The sequence below is a fragment of the Microthrixaceae bacterium genome (assembly GCA_023957975.1).
Lineage (GTDB): Bacteria > Actinomycetota > Acidimicrobiia > Acidimicrobiales > Microtrichaceae > JAMLGM01.
Map to the genome: position 1 here is coordinate 114,809 of JAMLGM010000009.1, position 15,095 is coordinate 129,903.

At 65.4% G+C, this 15,095-nt stretch carries 19 protein-coding genes; 10 read left to right on the forward strand and 9 right to left on the reverse strand.

Going from position 1 to position 15,095, the window contains the following annotated elements:
- Positions 1 to 21: 21 nt before the first annotated feature.
- Positions 22 to 501, reverse strand: coding sequence for a hypothetical protein (locus tag M9952_13245; protein ID MCO5313890.1), 480 nt, complete (start codon positions 499 to 501; stop codon positions 22 to 24).
- A gap of 117 nt (positions 502 to 618) precedes the next feature.
- Between M9952_13245 and M9952_13250 the strand changes: the two genes are divergently transcribed.
- The 4 genes from M9952_13250 (at position 619) to M9952_13265 (ending at position 3,773) form a co-directional block, all read left to right on the forward strand.
- Entirely contained in the window at positions 619 to 1,236 is a 618-nt protein-coding gene (locus tag M9952_13250) for an MBL fold metallo-hydrolase (GenBank protein ID MCO5313891.1), read from the forward strand.
- Positions 1,237 to 1,346: 110 nt separating this feature from the next.
- On the forward strand, positions 1,347 to 1,706 hold the full coding sequence (locus tag M9952_13255) for a helix-turn-helix transcriptional regulator (GenBank protein MCO5313892.1): 360 nt from the start codon (positions 1,347 to 1,349) through the stop codon (positions 1,704 to 1,706).
- Between the two features lie 10 nt (positions 1,707 to 1,716).
- Complete coding sequence (locus tag M9952_13260) at positions 1,717 to 2,127, forward strand: VOC family protein (protein MCO5313893.1); 411 nt, start codon at positions 1,717 to 1,719, stop codon at positions 2,125 to 2,127.
- Positions 2,128 to 2,273: 146 nt separating this feature from the next.
- A complete protein-coding gene (locus M9952_13265) occupies positions 2,274 to 3,773 on the forward strand; it encodes an HNH endonuclease (protein ID MCO5313894.1) in 1,500 nt (499 codons plus the stop codon).
- Between the two features lie 139 nt (positions 3,774 to 3,912).
- Here M9952_13265 and M9952_13270 read toward each other — a convergent pair whose 3' ends face one another.
- Positions 3,913 to 4,593, reverse strand: coding sequence for a DUF4184 family protein (locus M9952_13270; protein ID MCO5313895.1), 681 nt, complete (start codon positions 4,591 to 4,593; stop codon positions 3,913 to 3,915).
- Between the two features lie 139 nt (positions 4,594 to 4,732).
- Between M9952_13270 and M9952_13275 the strand changes: the two genes are divergently transcribed.
- From M9952_13275 to M9952_13290, 4 genes are read left to right on the forward strand one after another with little or no spacing between them, the layout of a single operon-like run.
- Complete coding sequence (locus M9952_13275) at positions 4,733 to 5,170, forward strand: hypothetical protein (GenBank protein ID MCO5313896.1); 438 nt, start codon at positions 4,733 to 4,735, stop codon at positions 5,168 to 5,170.
- 53 nt (positions 5,171 to 5,223) lie between these two features.
- A complete protein-coding gene (gene sufC, locus M9952_13280; protein MCO5313897.1) occupies positions 5,224 to 5,994 on the forward strand; it encodes a Fe-S cluster assembly ATPase SufC in 771 nt (256 codons plus the stop codon).
- Complete coding sequence (locus tag M9952_13285; GenBank protein ID MCO5313898.1) at positions 5,991 to 7,250, forward strand: SufS family cysteine desulfurase; 1,260 nt, start codon at positions 5,991 to 5,993, stop codon at positions 7,248 to 7,250. Before sufC (M9952_13280) ends, M9952_13285 begins: the two co-directional genes overlap by 4 nt.
- A gap of 46 nt (positions 7,251 to 7,296) precedes the next feature.
- On the forward strand, positions 7,297 to 7,776 hold the full coding sequence (locus M9952_13290) for an SUF system NifU family Fe-S cluster assembly protein (protein ID MCO5313899.1): 480 nt from the start codon (positions 7,297 to 7,299) through the stop codon (positions 7,774 to 7,776).
- 51 nt (positions 7,777 to 7,827) lie between these two features.
- On the opposite strand, the gene M9952_13295 is transcribed toward M9952_13290, so the two are convergent.
- Together M9952_13295 and M9952_13300 are read right to left on the reverse strand one after the other, a co-directional pair.
- The gene (locus M9952_13295) at positions 7,828 to 9,618 is read right to left on the reverse strand and encodes an acyltransferase (protein MCO5313900.1); all 1,791 of its coding nucleotides are present in this window, start codon (positions 9,616 to 9,618) and stop codon (positions 7,828 to 7,830) included.
- On the reverse strand, positions 9,615 to 9,926 hold the full coding sequence (locus M9952_13300) for a 4a-hydroxytetrahydrobiopterin dehydratase (GenBank protein ID MCO5313901.1): 312 nt from the start codon (positions 9,924 to 9,926) through the stop codon (positions 9,615 to 9,617). Before M9952_13300 ends, M9952_13295 begins: the two co-directional genes overlap by 4 nt.
- 61 nt (positions 9,927 to 9,987) lie before the next feature.
- Here M9952_13300 and M9952_13305 point away from each other — a divergent pair, with 61 nt between their 5' ends.
- Positions 9,988 to 10,440: a hypothetical protein gene (locus M9952_13305; GenBank protein MCO5313902.1), complete on the forward strand. Its 453-nt coding sequence runs from the start codon at positions 9,988 to 9,990 to the stop codon at positions 10,438 to 10,440.
- Here the strand turns inward: M9952_13305 and M9952_13310 are convergent.
- The 5 genes from M9952_13310 to M9952_13330 all read right to left on the reverse strand — a co-directional run bounded on the left by M9952_13310 (position 10,422) and on the right by M9952_13330 (position 14,012).
- Positions 10,422 to 11,078, reverse strand: a complete 657-nt coding sequence (locus M9952_13310) for an SIMPL domain-containing protein (protein ID MCO5313903.1) — start codon at positions 11,076 to 11,078, stop codon at positions 10,422 to 10,424. The two genes, M9952_13305 and M9952_13310, sit on opposite strands and share 19 nt — an antisense overlap.
- A gap of 46 nt (positions 11,079 to 11,124) precedes the next feature.
- The gene (gene sufC, locus M9952_13315) at positions 11,125 to 11,922 is read right to left on the reverse strand and encodes a Fe-S cluster assembly ATPase SufC (protein MCO5313904.1); all 798 of its coding nucleotides are present in this window, start codon (positions 11,920 to 11,922) and stop codon (positions 11,125 to 11,127) included.
- 13 nt (positions 11,923 to 11,935) lie between these two features.
- On the reverse strand, positions 11,936 to 12,274 hold the full coding sequence (locus tag M9952_13320; GenBank protein ID MCO5313905.1) for a non-heme iron oxygenase ferredoxin subunit: 339 nt from the start codon (positions 12,272 to 12,274) through the stop codon (positions 11,936 to 11,938).
- Positions 12,271 to 13,527: a Fe-S cluster assembly protein SufD gene (gene sufD / locus M9952_13325; GenBank protein ID MCO5313906.1), complete on the reverse strand. Its 1,257-nt coding sequence runs from the start codon at positions 13,525 to 13,527 to the stop codon at positions 12,271 to 12,273. The genes M9952_13320 and sufD overlap by 4 nt, the downstream gene beginning before the upstream one ends.
- Before the next feature lie 122 nt (positions 13,528 to 13,649).
- Positions 13,650 to 14,012, reverse strand: a complete 363-nt coding sequence (locus M9952_13330; protein ID MCO5313907.1) for a hypothetical protein — start codon at positions 14,010 to 14,012, stop codon at positions 13,650 to 13,652.
- A 60-nt stretch (positions 14,013 to 14,072) separates the two neighbouring features.
- Here M9952_13330 and M9952_13335 point away from each other — a divergent pair, with 60 nt between their 5' ends.
- Complete coding sequence (locus M9952_13335) at positions 14,073 to 15,089, forward strand: sensor domain-containing diguanylate cyclase (protein MCO5313908.1); 1,017 nt, start codon at positions 14,073 to 14,075, stop codon at positions 15,087 to 15,089.
- Positions 15,090 to 15,095: the final 6 nt, after the last annotated feature.

A 15,095-nucleotide genomic window follows, 5' to 3' on the forward strand; every position in this document is an offset into this window, starting at 1 on the left:
CTGGTGCTCAGCCGCAGCTGATCAACCCCACTTGAACACCATGAACAACACGGTGATCACGACGACGAGCGACTCGACCATGCCGATGAGTCCCATCTTGTCGTTGTGACGCTTGATCGCCGCAGCGTCGCCGTCCTTCGCAGCGGCCTCGACCGCCCGGGAGCCGGGGGCATACACCATCCCACCGAGCGCTCCGCCGAGGATGATGGCGAAGAATCCAACCGACACGAACGGGTCGGACATCTTGAAAATTTCCTTGCTCATGCCCACGAGGCCCATGCCGGTGACGAAGAGCACGAGAAACGCCGCGCTCTTGATGCGCATCGACACCATGCGCTGAACACCAGCGAGCCAGCCGATGATCTCGTTCGATGCCCCGACGGCCCGCCCGTGGGTCACGCCGATGGCGACGTTCGCCCCGAACCAGACCGCCATCGCGAGAAGGTGAAGGACCAACAAGACGTTGTAACCGGTCGAACCAATAGCTGCGAGCATGTTCATGGCAGCTCAGCCTAGATGCCCGGCCCACGACATCGCCTACCACCCTCGCTTGCGGTGCCGATGCAACCACATCGGTTCCGCCCGGCTCTACGCCGCCATTTGGGGCAACATGGACCCATGGCCGACACCACGTTGCATCATGCCGACACCGATCTTGAGATTCACAAGGTCGTCGTCGGCCCGTTCGAGAACAACGTGTTCGTTCTGCGGTGTCGCCACACCGGCGAGGCGCTGCTCTTCGATGCCGCCAACGAGCACGATCGCCTCCTCGAACTCGCACGGGCACTAGGGGTTCGCCGCATCGTGGAGACCCACGGGCACTGGGATCACATCCAGGCCGTGACCGCGATGCGCGATGCCGGATTCTCCGTCGGGGTGACGACCGAGGACGCTGCGATGCTGCCGAGCTACGACGAGATCCTCGACGACGACACGGTCATCCAGGTCGGCGAATTGCGCGTGCGCACCATCCACACCCCAGGCCACACCCCCGGGTCGATGTGTTTCGTCGTCGAGAACAAGCCCCTACTCTTCAGCGGCGACACCCTGTTCCCCGGTGGTGCAGGCAACACGTCATTGGAGGGTGGCGACTTCACCGCGATCATGGCCTCCATCGACGAACGCCTCTACCGGGGCCTCGACGACAACACGATCGTCATGCCCGGCCACGGCCTCGACACGACCATCGGCGCCGAGAAACCTCATTTCGACGAATGGGTCGACCGGGGTTGGTAGCCGACCGGCGCCACCTGGACGAACTGGTTCTGTTACGTCGGGTTCGGGACCGGATCGACCGCGAGCACGCGCTGCCCCTCGATGTCGAATCACTCGCTCGCGATGCGGGCATGTCAGCCGGACACCTCAGTCGACAGTTCAAAGCCGCCTACGGCGAGCCGCCGTACTCGTACCTGATGACCCGTCGCGTCGAGCGGGCGATGATGCTGTTGCGTCGCGGGGACCTCAGCGTGACCGAGGTGTGTTTCGCCGTCGGATTCAGTTCCCTCGGCACGTTCAGCACTCGGTTCACCGAACTCGTCTCCATGTCGCCGAGCGCATATCGGCGGCTAGCTGCTGACGCCAACGCCGCCGCCACGGCTTCAACGCCAATCGGTGCGACCAACACCAACGGCATCCCGTCGTGCGTGGCCCGACACGCCACCAAACCGATCAGGAATCGAGAAGCCCTTCTGCGAGCACACCCGTAGGTTCGACACCATGAACATCACCATCCGCAACTCATTCCTTCCCCACATCGACCCAGATGCCTCAGTCGCGTTCTACCGCGACGTCCTCGGCTTTGAGGTCCGACTCGACGTCGGCTACGAGGACATGCGTTGGATCACCGTGGGACCCACGGGCCAACCGGACGTCTCGATCGTGCTGCAACCGCCGGTCGTCGACCCCGGCGTGTCCGAGGACGAACGGCGATCGATCGCCGAAATGATGGCAAAGGGTGTCTTCGCCGGAATCGTCCTCGCCACCCCGAACGTCGACGAGACGTTCGCCCAGATCGAAGCCCACGGTGTCGAGGTCATCCAGGAGCCGACCGACATGCCGTACGGGGCGCGGGACTGCGCGTTCAGGGACCCCGCCGGCAACATGGTGCGCCTCCAGCAGTGGGACTGATCGGCTGACCGCCGCCAGCGGACTTCGGCCCTGTTGACCAATCAGGCTTGGGTGCCTGGCCTTGATTTCCGGAGATCCTCGAGAATTCTCGAGGATTCTCGGCGTCTCGGGCTTCGTTGTCGGTGGTCGCGTTTAGAGTCATACATATGTTCGATGGCTTCGACAGCGAGCTGAATAGCCTGGGTGCCGGGATCGACGATGTTGCGGTCCTGTTCGAGCTGCAACGCCGTTTGGATCTGCACATGATCGACGCGCTCGGGGAGTTGGATGCTGTTGGGATGACCGACGTCGTCGAGGGCCTGTCCACCAAAGCGTGGGTGTCGAAGACGGCTCGTTGTTCGGGGGTGACCGCGGCCCGGCGGGTTTCGGTCGCTCGGGCGGTGCGGCGGCGGTATCGGCCCGACGTGTTGGACCGGCTGCGGTCCGGTGTCGTGGGGTTTGATCACCTGGTCGTGATCGGACGGTGGTCGAACCCGCGTATCGAACCCACCTGGTCCGACAACGCCGGGCCCATGCTGGACCTCGCCAAGCATTTGACGTTCGCGAAATGGGAAAGGGTCATCGCCGCGTTGGCACGCCTCGTCGACACCGACGGCACCGAACCCGCCCCACCAGCAGAAGAGTCCTGGCTCGATCTACGCGACATCCACGGCCCCGACGGTGTCATCGGTGTGGAGGTCGTCGGAGAGTTTTTCGGCGACTACGCGGAGGTTGTCCGCCAAGCCATCAACGACGCCACCGCACGTCACCGCAAACAGGTTCGAAACGACGCCGAACAGTTCGGCGGGTCACCGACAACATCAGAATCGCAGTTGCGGGCCAAAGCGTTGATGGACCTGTGCCGTTTCGGCACCCAGTTCACCCTGTCGGGCAACTACCGGCCAAGAACCGCAGAAGTGTCAGTGATTCTGCAGGCCGACGAACACGGCCAACCACGCGCGTATTCGCCTACGGGTGATCCACTCACCGCGGACGTGATCGAACGGATGATGTGTGACCCAGAACTCCGCGCTGTCCTGTTGGACTCGTTGGGCCAACCGTTGGATGTCGGCCACTCCGTGCGATTGGCGACCGATGCTCAACGCGCCGCACTCGCAGCGCGTGACGGGGGTTGTTGTTTCCCCGGCTGCGATGCTCCCGCACACCACACCGAAGCCCACCATGTTCGCCATCACCGCAACGGCGGCTCCACCGCGGTGAACAACCTGGCGTGCCTGTGCCGACACCACCACGGCCTGGTGCACCGCGTCGGCTGGGCCATGCACATCACCACCGACGGATGGACCCTCTACACCCACCCCTGCGGGATCACCATCTGGGGACAACAACACGGCGTACAACGCCAAGGCCCCATCCCCGAAGAGTTGAACACCCAACCCGAACCACCGATTCGGCCCAAAGTGAAAGTCCGCGGCGGAACCATCGACCTCGCTGACGCGATCGCCACCATCCGACGCCGCTACGACCGAATGACCGCCACCCCCAACACCCGCATCCACCGACCCCACGACGCCCGCCGGTCAAACACAGGCCGAAACTCGGGCAGGACCGGACGAACCGGTGGAGCGACGAGGGCCGGGCGCCCCACAGTCGGGCAACTCTCCCTCACCCCGACCAAACCACCCCAACCACCGATACGCCAATGAACCGGCGAGGCCCAGCTGACGGCCCCATGAACCCACGATGACCCGGGCCTGGATGTCCAGGCCCGACCGACCCGGGACGGCTACCGACTCGGCGTGGACCAGGCGCTGTCGGCCTGGCACCACTCTCCAACCCCGCCTCTTACTCCCCGGCGGCGATTCTCTCTCCGGCGGCAATTCTTTCTCCGGCGGCGATTCTGCGCGCCCGCCGTGCGATCGGATCGACCGCGGCGGCGACGATCCAACCGATCGCGGCGGCATTGACGGCGGTGAAGAACCTGGCCATCACCCCGTCACCGTTGCGAGCCAGCGCCCAGGCAACACCGCCCACCGTCGCAGCCATAAGGACCCCGCGCCCGTGGCGCCCGAGCGGGGTAACCCGGGCTCTCCACTGGGGCCACCATCGCCGCATCAGTTCCAAGACCACCAGCATCAGCAGCAGTGAACTCGCGACCTGGCCGATCGGGATCCCCCCGACGTGCCAGTGGGTGAGCTCGTCGAGCACAAGATGTGTGAGCCCACCGACATAGGCGCTCACCGCAGTGATCCACCACCTCGGACGCCACGCGTCGACAAGCACCCACCGCCGCACCGCCAACGCGATGACGGTGGCGGGAACAAGGATGGTGTTCAAGGAATTTGAGAGCTGATGACCATCGACCCACAGTGCGATCCCCATCGGCCCGTAGAGCCAGCCGACGGTGATGTACCAGGCGTCAGGGATCATCGATCCAACGACGAGCGCCACCCCATCGACCTGTTCGGGCCAGCGACGTTTGATGGGCAGAACCGGCGCCTGATGAGCCAGAAACGTAAAGGGCACAACGCCCGTCTAGCACGACCCGATCAGCGAGCCGTCGTGGGCCACCAGCGACCGACCGACCCGCGACCGACCCACGACGGCCGCGCGAGGACGGCCACGCGAGGAAGGGCAGATTCGAGGCGAGGGGTACGTTGTTGAGATGCCCGAGCCGGCCATCAACGCCGAACAGCGCCCCATCGACGCCACGCCGGTCCACACCGACGACCTGCCACTGACGCCGTTGCGCGACCGCAACATCGAGGTGTCCTCGTGGATCGAGGCTCCCCGCGACCTGATCGACCTACACCTCACGCTCCCACCGGAGGCTCCGGACCAGACCGGAGCCGGTCGCACCCGCCGAACGTTCTACAAGAGACGGATCGGTCCGTGGCTGCTGTGGAGGACGGGACCCGCGGCGAGAGATCACGCCCGTTACTGGGCCGGCCACAAAGACGACCTGTCGCGTTCGTTCACCTTTCGGCTTCACCCCGACGGCACCGGTTCCGGAATCGGCCCCAGCGGGCGCCTTCACGATCGATTTCGGGACTGGAAACTCGACCTCAAGGCGCACCCCGACCGCCACCCGACCATGCCGTAGCCTCACAAGCAGCTATTTACACTACCGGGATAGGAGGAATTAGGATCGTGTCCATGAACGCACCCCTGTTCGAGATCTCCGACCTCCGCGCCGCGCCCGCAAGCGTCGAGTCGGGAGCCGACATCCTCAACGGCCTCTCCCTCACAATCCGCGACGGCGAGGTGCACGCGATCATGGGTCCGAACGGCTCCGGGAAGTCGACCTTGGCGTCCACCTTGATGGGAAGCCCGGAATACCGGGTCACCGGCGGAACGATTCGCTACAAGGGCGACGACATCACCAATTGGCCCGTCGACGAGCGCGCCAAGGCCGGGATGTTCTTGGCGTTCCAGTACCCGCAGGAAGTGTCTGGGGTGCCGGTGCGGTCGTTCCTGCGCCAAGCGATGGGCCAGCGCAAGGGCATCGAGGACATGTCGATTCTCGAGGTCCGCGTTGCGATGATGGAATGGATGACGCGCCTCGACATGGACCCCGCCTTCGCCGATCGCATGTTGAACGAAGGGTTCTCGGGCGGCGAAAAGAAGCGCAACGAGATCCTGCAGATGGCAATGCTCGAACCCGACCTGGCAATTCTCGACGAAACCGACTCGGGCCTCGATATCGACGCGCTACGAGTCGTCGCCAACGGGGTCAACGAAGTCCGCTCGGCCCGGCCGCAGATGGGAACCCTCGTCATCACCCACTACCAGCGCCTCCTCGACTACCTCGAGCCGCAGTTCGTGCACATTCTCATCGGCGGACGTATCGTCGAGAGCGGCGGCATCGAACTCACCCACCGACTCGAGTCCGAAGGGTTCGCCCCCTGGTTGGAGCATGCGTCATGAGCGACCTCGACCACGACCTCGATGTCAACGCCATCAAAGCCGACTTCCCGCTGTTGACCTCCACCATGGCGGGTGAGAGCCACGACCAACTCATCACCTACCTCGACTCGGCGGCCTCCTCACAAAAGCCGAACGTCGTCATCGACACGGTCAGCGACTACTACCGTCGGCTCAACGCAAACGTCGCCCGCGGGGTGTACGAGTTAGCCGAGGCGTCGACAAACGCCATGGAGGACGCCCGCCGGAGCGTCGCACGGTTCGTCAACGCACCATCGACGAATGAGATCGTCTTCACTCGAAACGCCACCGAGTCGATCAATCTGGTCGCCAACACGTGGGGACGACAGAACCTCGGCGCAGGTGACGTCGTGGTGCTGTCCCAACTGGAGCACCACGCCAACATCGTGCCGTGGCAGATGCTCGCCGCCGAGAAGGGCTTCGAGATCCGGTGGATCCGCCTCGACTCCGATGGCCTGCTCGACTTGAGCGACCTCGACCGACTCCTCGTCGGCGCCAAATTGCTCAGTGTCTCCGCGATGTCCAACGTTCTCGGAACCCTGACGCCCATTCCGCAACTCGTCGAAGCCGCCCACGCGGCTGGAGCGATCGCCAACATCGACGCATGCCAGTTCGTTCCCCACGTCCCCACCGATGTGCAGGCATGGGGCGCCGACTTCGTGTCGTTCTCGGCGCACAAGATGTGCGGGCCCACCGGGGTCGGCGCGCTGTGGGGACGGATGGAACTCCTCGAGTCCATCCCCCCGTTTCTCGGTGGCGGCGGAATGATCCTCAACGTCACCCAGGACGGTTTCAGCACCACCGACGTGCCGCAGAAATTTGAGGCAGGCACCCCGGCAATCGCCGAGATCGTCGGATTCGGCGCCGCTTGTGAGTACCTGTCGAACATCGGTATGGACGAGGTCCGAAACCACGAAAAGGTGCTCACCACCTACGCGTTGAACGCCTTCGAGGACCGGTTCGGCGGTGCGCTCACCGTTCACGGCCCAAAGGACCCCAACCTCCGCGGCGGGGTGTTCTCGCTCGCCCTCGACATGGTGCACCCCCACGACCTCAGCCAGGTCCTCGACCAGCACGGCGTCTGCGTCCGTGCCGGGCATCACTGCGCCAAACCGCTCATGAAAGTGCTCGGAGTCGGCGCGACCGCACGAGCTTCGGTATATATCTACAACGACGAGCGCGACATCGACGCGCTCTGCGACGCACTCGCGGCGGCCCAGGCGTTCTTCGCCTTCTGAACGCCCCGCTCCACCTCACCCCCACCGTTTACCAGGAGTCCACACCATGGCCGGTCTCGAAGATCTCTACCGCGAGATCATCCTCGATCACTACCGTTCGCCGCGAAATCGCGGTGAGCTCGAGACGCCCCCCGCGACCCGCACGGAAGGATTCAACCCGCTCTGCGGCGACGAGATCGTCGTCTACCTTCAGCTCGGAAATGGCGAGGGCGACGAGCGGACCATCGAGAACATCCGCATCGGCGGGCAGGGGTGTTCGATCAGCCAGTCCTCCGCGTCCATGATGAGCGCTGCGGTCTTGGGCAAGTCCGTGGCCGAGGCACGAGAACTCATGCGCGGATTCAAAGCGATGATGTCGATCCATGAGACCTCGCTCGAGGACGGTGAGGAAGTTCCGATCGAGGCGCCTTCAGACCTGACCTTGGGCGACCTTGAGGCGCTTCGCGGCGTGGTGAAATTCCCGGTGCGTATCAAGTGTGCAACCTTGTCGTGGAACACCCTCGACGAGGGGCTCACCTCGGCATAGGTTCGGCGCTCAGGGGCCACGCTGATACGCCTCGTTCCTCCGCCTATCCACTCACCTCCACAGCCGTCCACCCAACCCTTCTGCGCCGTCTCCGAACGCACTCCAATCGTCGGCCGGGAGTGTGACGACCGAGACCCCGGGGTCGCTGTCGGCAACCGTGGCGAGCGCATCGTTGTACCGACGCTGTAGTTCGACGCGTTCCGGGCTCCACACACCACCGGCGAGCGCCAACGCCGACCAGTCCTCCACCGTGACCAGATAGACCCGCTCGATCCCAGCGTGGCCCGACCGAAGCGACGCGATGCCGGCACGAGTCGCCTCGACGTACACCGCCTCGGCTGCCTCCGGGGAGAGCCGCTGGTCACCGTCGACCATCGGCGACGTGTCGTTGAACCCCGCCGAAACGACCGCGACGTCCGGGTGGAACGCCGCCGCTGCATGGGTCCAGCGCGTGGGCCAGTTGCGGCAGTACCCCGATGCCCGCTCGGACTCCTCGCCGCGAAGTACCTCGCGGTTGTCGTCCGGACCGCTCGCAATCGAACACCCGGCATCAGCGATCGTCCACACCGCCAACGCGCTGCCCGGATCATCGTCGGAGTCGTCGGGCTCGCCGGCAAGTCGATCGCCGAGGACGATCGCACTGAGATCTCCGGTGACCAGCACTCGGCGCTGACCCTGGGCCGCGGTCGGCATCTCCACCGGGGAGTCCCAACGCCGGTTCCAGTCCTCGCGGGCGGTGGGCACCATCAGCAACAACGACGCGAGCGCGATCGCGTAGCCCACACCCGCGGCTCCCCAACCGAATCGCACACGTCCGGTTCGAAACGGCTGCTCGACGAACCGATACGACGCCTCCACCACGGCCGCCAGCACGGCGAGCCTCACCGCGGCCAGGAGCCACCCGCTGTCGATTCCGGTGCGGCCCGACGACAGGATCCGAAACACCGGGATGTGCCACAGGTAGATGCCGTAGCTCACCTGCCCGACATGGCGAACCGCTCGCCTCTCGAGAACTCCCACCAACCACGTTGGCGGATTGGTCGCCGCGGCGACCAGCAAGGTCGCGGCGGCGGTGATCACGAGAAATCCCCATGGGTAGAGCCATGCGTCCTGTGGTTCGACCAACACGCTGACCGCTCCCAACACGATGAACCCGGCCGCGGCGGCCGCCCCGCACCAACGGGCGTCGAGCGGACGCTGCGTGACCCCCGAGTACGCCAGGGCCGCACCGGCGAGCAGTTCGAAGGCGCGGGCATCGGTGCGGAAGTAGCCGACCACCGGACCGGCGAACGCCATCGAGGTCGCCGAGGCAGCGATGGCGACGCCGACGATCATCACACGCCTCGACGGGGACGCGACCTTGCGGACCAACAGCAGCCCGGCGATTGGCCACACGAGGTAGAACTGCTCTTCGATCGCCAGCGACCACAGGTGATCGAGCACGGTGTTGGTGTTGTGGAGGAATACCGGCGAACGGCCGAAGAACGCCTCGACGAGATTGGTGGTCCATGTCAGCGCTCCGCCCGCATGAGCGATGTACAGCGCGGATCCGGTATCGGTCCACCACAGCGCGACCGAACACACCGTGACGAGCACCAGCACCGCCGGCACCAGCCTGCGGATCCGCCGTCCCCAGAACGCCGCCAGGTCGATGCGGTCGTGGCGTTCGTGTTCGACATTCATCATCGAGGTGATCAGGAACCCTGACATGACGAAGAAGATGTCGACCCCGATGAACCCGCCGGGCAACACGCTCGGCCAGAAATGGAAAACCACGACGGCGGCAACGGCGAACGCGCGAATGCCGTCGAGCGCGGGGAGATACTTCCAGGATCGGGTCACGGCATCCCGTCGCCCTCGACCAGCCCGTCAAGCGCCAGCCCTGCATCCACCCCACCCAACAGCCCGTTGATACGCGCGGCAAGGCGCACGTCCCGTTCGGTGATCGCACCGACGTCATGGCTGCGCAGTTCGATCGTCACCACGTTGTAGGAGTTGCACCAATCCGGGTGATGGTCGAGCTCCTCGGCCAACGCGGCCACCACCGTCATGAAGGCGAACGCCGAAGCGAAATCGACGAACTCGAATCGCCGCACGAGCGCTCCGCTGTCGCGCTGCCATCCATCTGGGGTCACCGTTTCGGCCGTCACGGTTCCATCATGGCGCGGGGCCGGAGCAGAGTCGGTCACCATCGACCGGTAGGGTGGCGCCATGGCACAAGTCCGTTCCGCAATCCTCTGCGACTTTGCGCAGGTCCGAGAGGGTCTCGTCTTCATCTCCTCCGGCGGCATCACCCGCATCGCCGCCCCCCAACCGGGCTCACCGGTGCAGTTCTTCGCAGCGTGCGACCTGGAGGTCTTGCCATTCGAGATCGGCGAGGCCCACACCCTGACGTTCAAGGTGGTCAACGCCACGACGGCGAAGGTCGCGTGGGAGGCGAACCTCCAGGTCAACACCACGGCCAACCCCGACGGCCTCTTTCCCGGCGAGAGCCTGCACGTGCCGATCGCGTTTCGCGTCGGCCCGTTCCCGGTCGAGGCGTTCGGTCCGCACGACCTCAAAGTGTCGATCGACAACTACGAGACCGAACTGTTGACGTTCTACGTGCTTCAGATGGTCCAGCCCCCGGGCCAAGCGGCCGAGGATCAGTCTCCGAACGAGTAGCGGACCTCGACGACGACCTCGGTGCTGTGCTCACCGCCCATGAGCGGGGTGGCGGGGCCGGAGTCGGCCATGGCCATGCGGACCATCGGTTCGCCGGGGCGACGCACCACATCGAGTTCGCGAACCCACTCCACGGCCCCAATCCGACGGCCGGTAAGCGCCGCCAGGTGCTCACCGCGATGACGGGCATCTTCGACCGCGGCCTGGCGGGCCGCGTCGCGGTCATCGGTCAGGTCTTCCTTGGCAAACGCCAGGCCCTGCACCTCCACGGCTCCGCCGGCCGCTGAGGTCGCTGCGTCGAGCACCGATCCCACGGCCCCGGCATCGCGAACCAGGCAGGTGACGATGTTGCGCACCCGGTAGCCGTCCAGGATCGAACGTTCGTCGACGTGACTCCACTCCTGCTGGATGGAATAGGTGTCGGTGCTGATGTCCCGTTCGTCGACACCGTGGCCGCCCAGCGCGTCCAGGAGCGCCCGAGCAGCCGTCGCCGCCGCCGCGATGGCGGTCGGGGCATCGGCTTCGCGAACCGAAACCCCAAGGGTCAACGTGACGACATCGGGTGCGCTCGATGCGCGGCCGCGCCCGATCACCTGAATTCCGCTGGCCGGGCCGTCGAACTGATTGCTATCGATCACTTCTCGCTCCTCGTCGCGTTGGCCCCGAGTCTGTCCCAGGCGGCGCTCAGAGTCCCAGCGGGTCGGCGAAGGGGTCGGGTGCGTCGTCTGGCGAGGACAGGGGCTCGTCGTCGGGCAACGAGTCGAGCCAGTGGCCGTAGCCCGTCTCTTCAAGCCGTTCGGCAAGTTCGGGGCCGCCCGACTCGAGGATCTGTCCTCTGGCGAAAATGTGCACGACATCGGCGTGAAGCTTCTCGAGCAACCGGTTGTAGTGGGTCACCGCGATCACGCCGAGGCCCCATTCCTTCGTCGCGTCCTCGACCCGCTGGGAGACCTGCGCGAGCGCGTCGACGTCGAGGCCCGAATCGATCTCGTCGAGTACCGCGAACTTCGGACGAAGCAACGCCAACTGAACCGTCTCGTTGCGCTTCTTCTCGCCGCCCGACAGGTCGACGTTGAGCGGACGATCCAACAGCGCCGTCGCTAGTCCGACCCGCTCGGCCTCGGCGGCCAGTGTCGCCTCGAGGTCGGCTCCGGAACGATCGATGGCGATCGACTCCGACAACACGTCGGTGAGGCTCACGCCGGGCACTTCGGTGGGATATTGCATCCCGAGAAACAACCCGGCAGCGGCCCGTTCGTGGGTCGGTATCGCTATGAGATCGACCCCGTCGAGCGTGATCGTTCCTCCGGTGACCTCATAGCCGGGCCGGCCCATCAACGCGTTGCTCAGCGTCGACTTTCCCGAACCGTTCGGCCCCATGATGGCGTGCACCTCCCCGCTGCGCACCGTGAGGTTCACCCCGTTGAGGATCTGCTTTCCGGCGACACTCGCCGTCAGGTCTCGGATGATCAACTCGCTCATGACAACACCTCGTTCATGACAACACCAGCAACACCTCGCCGTCCTCGACGGCGAGGTCATAGGTCGGGACGGGACGGGTGGCGGGCAGGATCAGCGCCTCACCGGTTTCGACGTCAAAGGCCGCACCGTGTTTCGTGCACACGACCAGACACTCGTCGGTGTCGACCTCGCCGGTGCTCAACGGGACGTTCTGGTGCGAACACCGGTCTTCGAGCCCGTAGACCTTGTCCTCGATCCGGATCACGGCCAGGTTGAACCCGTCGAGTTCAAAGCGAGCCATCCCGCCGTCGTCGATCTCGTCCAGCCGGCACAAACGCACGACGGTGGTCTCACCAGGTGAACCGTCGATCATCGCGAACCCGCCAGCTTGTCGGCGATCAGCGGGGCGACCAGGTCGACGACGCGTTCATCGGCGATCGAGCCGAGCACCTCGGCGAAGAATCCGTTCACGACCAGCCGTTCGGCGGCCTCCGGCGGTACGCCCCGGCTTTCGAGATAGAAACGCTGCTCGACATCGATCGGGCCGACCGCGGTCGCGTGACTGCATTTCACATCGTTGTGGTGGATCTCCAGATTCGGAACCGATTCCGCCCAGGCATGCTCCGAGAGTGTGATCACCCGGTTCGACTGGTTGGCGTTGGTGCCCGCCGCTTCCTCGCCCACCTGGATGAGGCCGGTGTACACCGCGTGCGCCCGATCGTCGACCGCCCCCTTGAACACCAGGTCCGACATGGTGTCGCGCGCCTCGTGGCTCTGGAACGTGCGCAGGTCGTGCATCTGGTCGCCCGCACCGAGATACAGCGCCGAGATGCGCCCGGATGCACCGCGGCCGACCAGTCGACAGTCGAAACGGTTCCGGGCGTAGGCCCCGCCGAGTGCGACGTGGTCCATCGTGAGTTCGGCCTGCTGCCCGACCGACGTGCACACCCCAGCAAGGTGGGTCACCGAGGTCGCGAGGTTGTTGACCGACACGCGGGTGACCCTCGCCGCATTGTCGAGGTGCAACACGGTGCGGTCGACCACGAGCGCGTCGACGGCCTCGGAGCCAACCCACTCGACGAGCCGCAGCGACGCGTTCTCGCCGACGGACACGATAGTCCGCGGCACGATCAAGGCATCGGCGGCATCGACGTGGTGCTCGATATGGATCGGCGCATCGACCACGACACCGCGTGGCACGATGATCACCAGCGGGTCGGGAGCGAAGCCGGCGTTCAGGTCGTCGAAGCTGTCCGGTCCACCGACGGGTTCGGGCAGGTCGAACCCGAGCGGTTCGGTCAGCGTGCGGGCGGACGCCACGACGACGCCTTTGGCGGCCAACGCATCGTCGATCGCAACGGCCACGACCTGGCCGTTGCGCAGCAGTGCGCGTCCGGCGAACGGGCCGAGGTCGACCGATGAGACCGCCACCTCGGTCGGCGTGTCGTGCAGTGCATATTTCGAGACGTCGACGTCGCCGATCCTGCTGTAGCGCCACTCTTCACGTTCGGCGGTCGGCGCTTCGCCACGTTCGTAACGCTGTGCAGCGGCGAGGCGCTGTGCGCTGAGCCAAGCGGGTCCGGGAATGGATTCGGCGAAGGTTGGGGTGAGTGCGTCGGCAGGCACGGCGTCGTTGCGTCCTCGTTCGATCTATGCCGATCGGGAATTAGTCCCATGGCGATAGGAGAAATCCTAGCTGAGGGAACCCTGCCGCCGAAAAGCGACGACTTCGTCCAAGACGTGTCAGCTCAACCCTTGCGAAACCACTTCGACAGCTTCGAACGCAGCCCGCCGCGGGCCGCTCGGGCACGTTCCGCATCGACCTCGGCCCGCGTCTGTTGCGCCACGGCGTTCACGATCTCTTCGGCCGCATCCAACAGATCGCCGATCGACGAATCGTTGCCCAGACTTGCGGGTTCCGCGGGGGTTTCGGGGGTGATGAGCGAACCGTGGGCCCAGTTGACATCGGCGAGGCGCGGCTCGAAGGACGAACAGTTCTCCGGACACCGCCACGGCGCCTCCGGGGCGAGGTCGAGGTCGCACTTCCGCACGGTTTCACCGGTCGGATAGGAGCGACTTTCGAAGTACTTGCACTCGGCTCGCATGGGCATTTGCGTATCTTCGCATCCCCAACTCCTCAGCAGAGTGCGAAACCTGCCGATCTTTTCAGTATGACGACGGTGCAACCCGAACCCATCGAAACGAACGCGCCGGTCCCGGCGCCGGAATCGACGCCGCATTTGGCAACCACCCCGGAGTCGACGGCGGGCGGAGTGGACGGGATCCTGCGGGTGCTCGGACTGATCGACCTTCCGGTGGCCGTCACCGATGCCGAGACCACCATCTTGTGGTGCAGCCATGCGCTCGCGGACCTCGCCGGGTACCGGGCGGAGATACTGATCGGTCAGCGTTTCGCTCAAGCACTTGGCACCGAGCGACCGGAACGCGTGACCGCCGTCCTCAAAGACGTCGCCACGAGCGAGCGGACGGTCGGCCGGGCCGCGATCGCCGCGACCGACTGGGCCGGTACGGTACGCCAGCTTGCAATTTCGGCGTCACGCATGCGCGACGGGGGCGATTCGGGCGGGTTGTTCATCGTCGCGGAGAACCGCACATCGGAGCGACGCCGCCTTTACGCTCAGGGCGCGAACCCCATGTCGACCCCGTCGACCGGTGCTGGCGGAGTGCTCGACTCGCTGCCCTCCCGGTTCACCTTCGAAAACCAGTTCGACACATCCCAGCGCCGTGCCCAACGCACCCGCGTGCCCCTCGCGGTGTTCATGTGCGGGATCGACGGCTACGACGACGTCCTGCAGCAACTCGGAACGGACGCAGCCAAGACGTTGATCGACGCGACTGCGGCACGACTGTCGCACGCGCTACGCAGCGAAGACCTGCTGATGTACGACGGCGAGGACCGCTTCGCCATCGTGGCCGAATCGGTGCCCAACGACCAAGTCGCCCACCAGACGGCACGGCGCATCCGCCTCGCGGTGAGCGAACCGATCTCGATCGCTGGAACCGAACTCCACCCTGGACTCTCGGTGGGAATCACCTACGGGTTGGGCACCGAGCGCTACGACGACGTCGCCGAACAGGCCGCGCGGGCGCTTGCCCACGCCCGTTCGACCGGAGCCAACCAGACAGCCACGTTCGACTCGCTTGGTCTACTCGAAGCGCAACCCTGAGCGCTC

Bases quoted from the DNA above. Each gene is read 5' to 3' on its own strand.
- M9952_13290 (MCO5313899.1), top strand. From the start codon at position 7,297: ATGGCCGGTCTCGAAGATCTCTACCGCGAGATCATCCTCGATCACTAC.
- M9952_13285 (MCO5313898.1), top strand. From the start codon at position 5,991: ATGAGCGACCTCGACCACGACCTCGATGTCAACGCCATCAAAGCCGAC.
- sufC (MCO5313897.1), top strand. From the start codon at position 5,224: ATGAACGCACCCCTGTTCGAGATCTCCGACCTCCGCGCCGCGCCCGCA.
- M9952_13330 (MCO5313907.1), bottom strand. From the start codon at position 14,012: ATGCCCATGCGAGCCGAGTGCAAGTACTTCGAAAGTCGCTCCTATCCG.
- M9952_13265 (MCO5313894.1), top strand. From the start codon at position 2,274: ATGTTCGATGGCTTCGACAGCGAGCTGAATAGCCTGGGTGCCGGGATC.
- M9952_13250 (MCO5313891.1), top strand. From the start codon at position 619: ATGGCCGACACCACGTTGCATCATGCCGACACCGATCTTGAGATTCAC.
- M9952_13305 (MCO5313902.1), top strand. From the start codon at position 9,988: ATGGCACAAGTCCGTTCCGCAATCCTCTGCGACTTTGCGCAGGTCCGA.
- sufC (MCO5313904.1), bottom strand. From the start codon at position 11,922: ATGAGCGAGTTGATCATCCGAGACCTGACGGCGAGTGTCGCCGGAAAG.
- M9952_13245 (MCO5313890.1), bottom strand. From the start codon at position 501: ATGAACATGCTCGCAGCTATTGGTTCGACCGGTTACAACGTCTTGTTG.
- M9952_13335 (MCO5313908.1), top strand. From the start codon at position 14,073: ATGACGACGGTGCAACCCGAACCCATCGAAACGAACGCGCCGGTCCCG.
- M9952_13275 (MCO5313896.1), top strand. From the start codon at position 4,733: ATGCCCGAGCCGGCCATCAACGCCGAACAGCGCCCCATCGACGCCACG.
- M9952_13320 (MCO5313905.1), bottom strand. From the start codon at position 12,274: ATGATCGACGGTTCACCTGGTGAGACCACCGTCGTGCGTTTGTGCCGG.
- M9952_13260 (MCO5313893.1), top strand. From the start codon at position 1,717: ATGAACATCACCATCCGCAACTCATTCCTTCCCCACATCGACCCAGAT.
- M9952_13255 (MCO5313892.1), top strand. From the start codon at position 1,347: ATGTCAGCCGGACACCTCAGTCGACAGTTCAAAGCCGCCTACGGCGAG.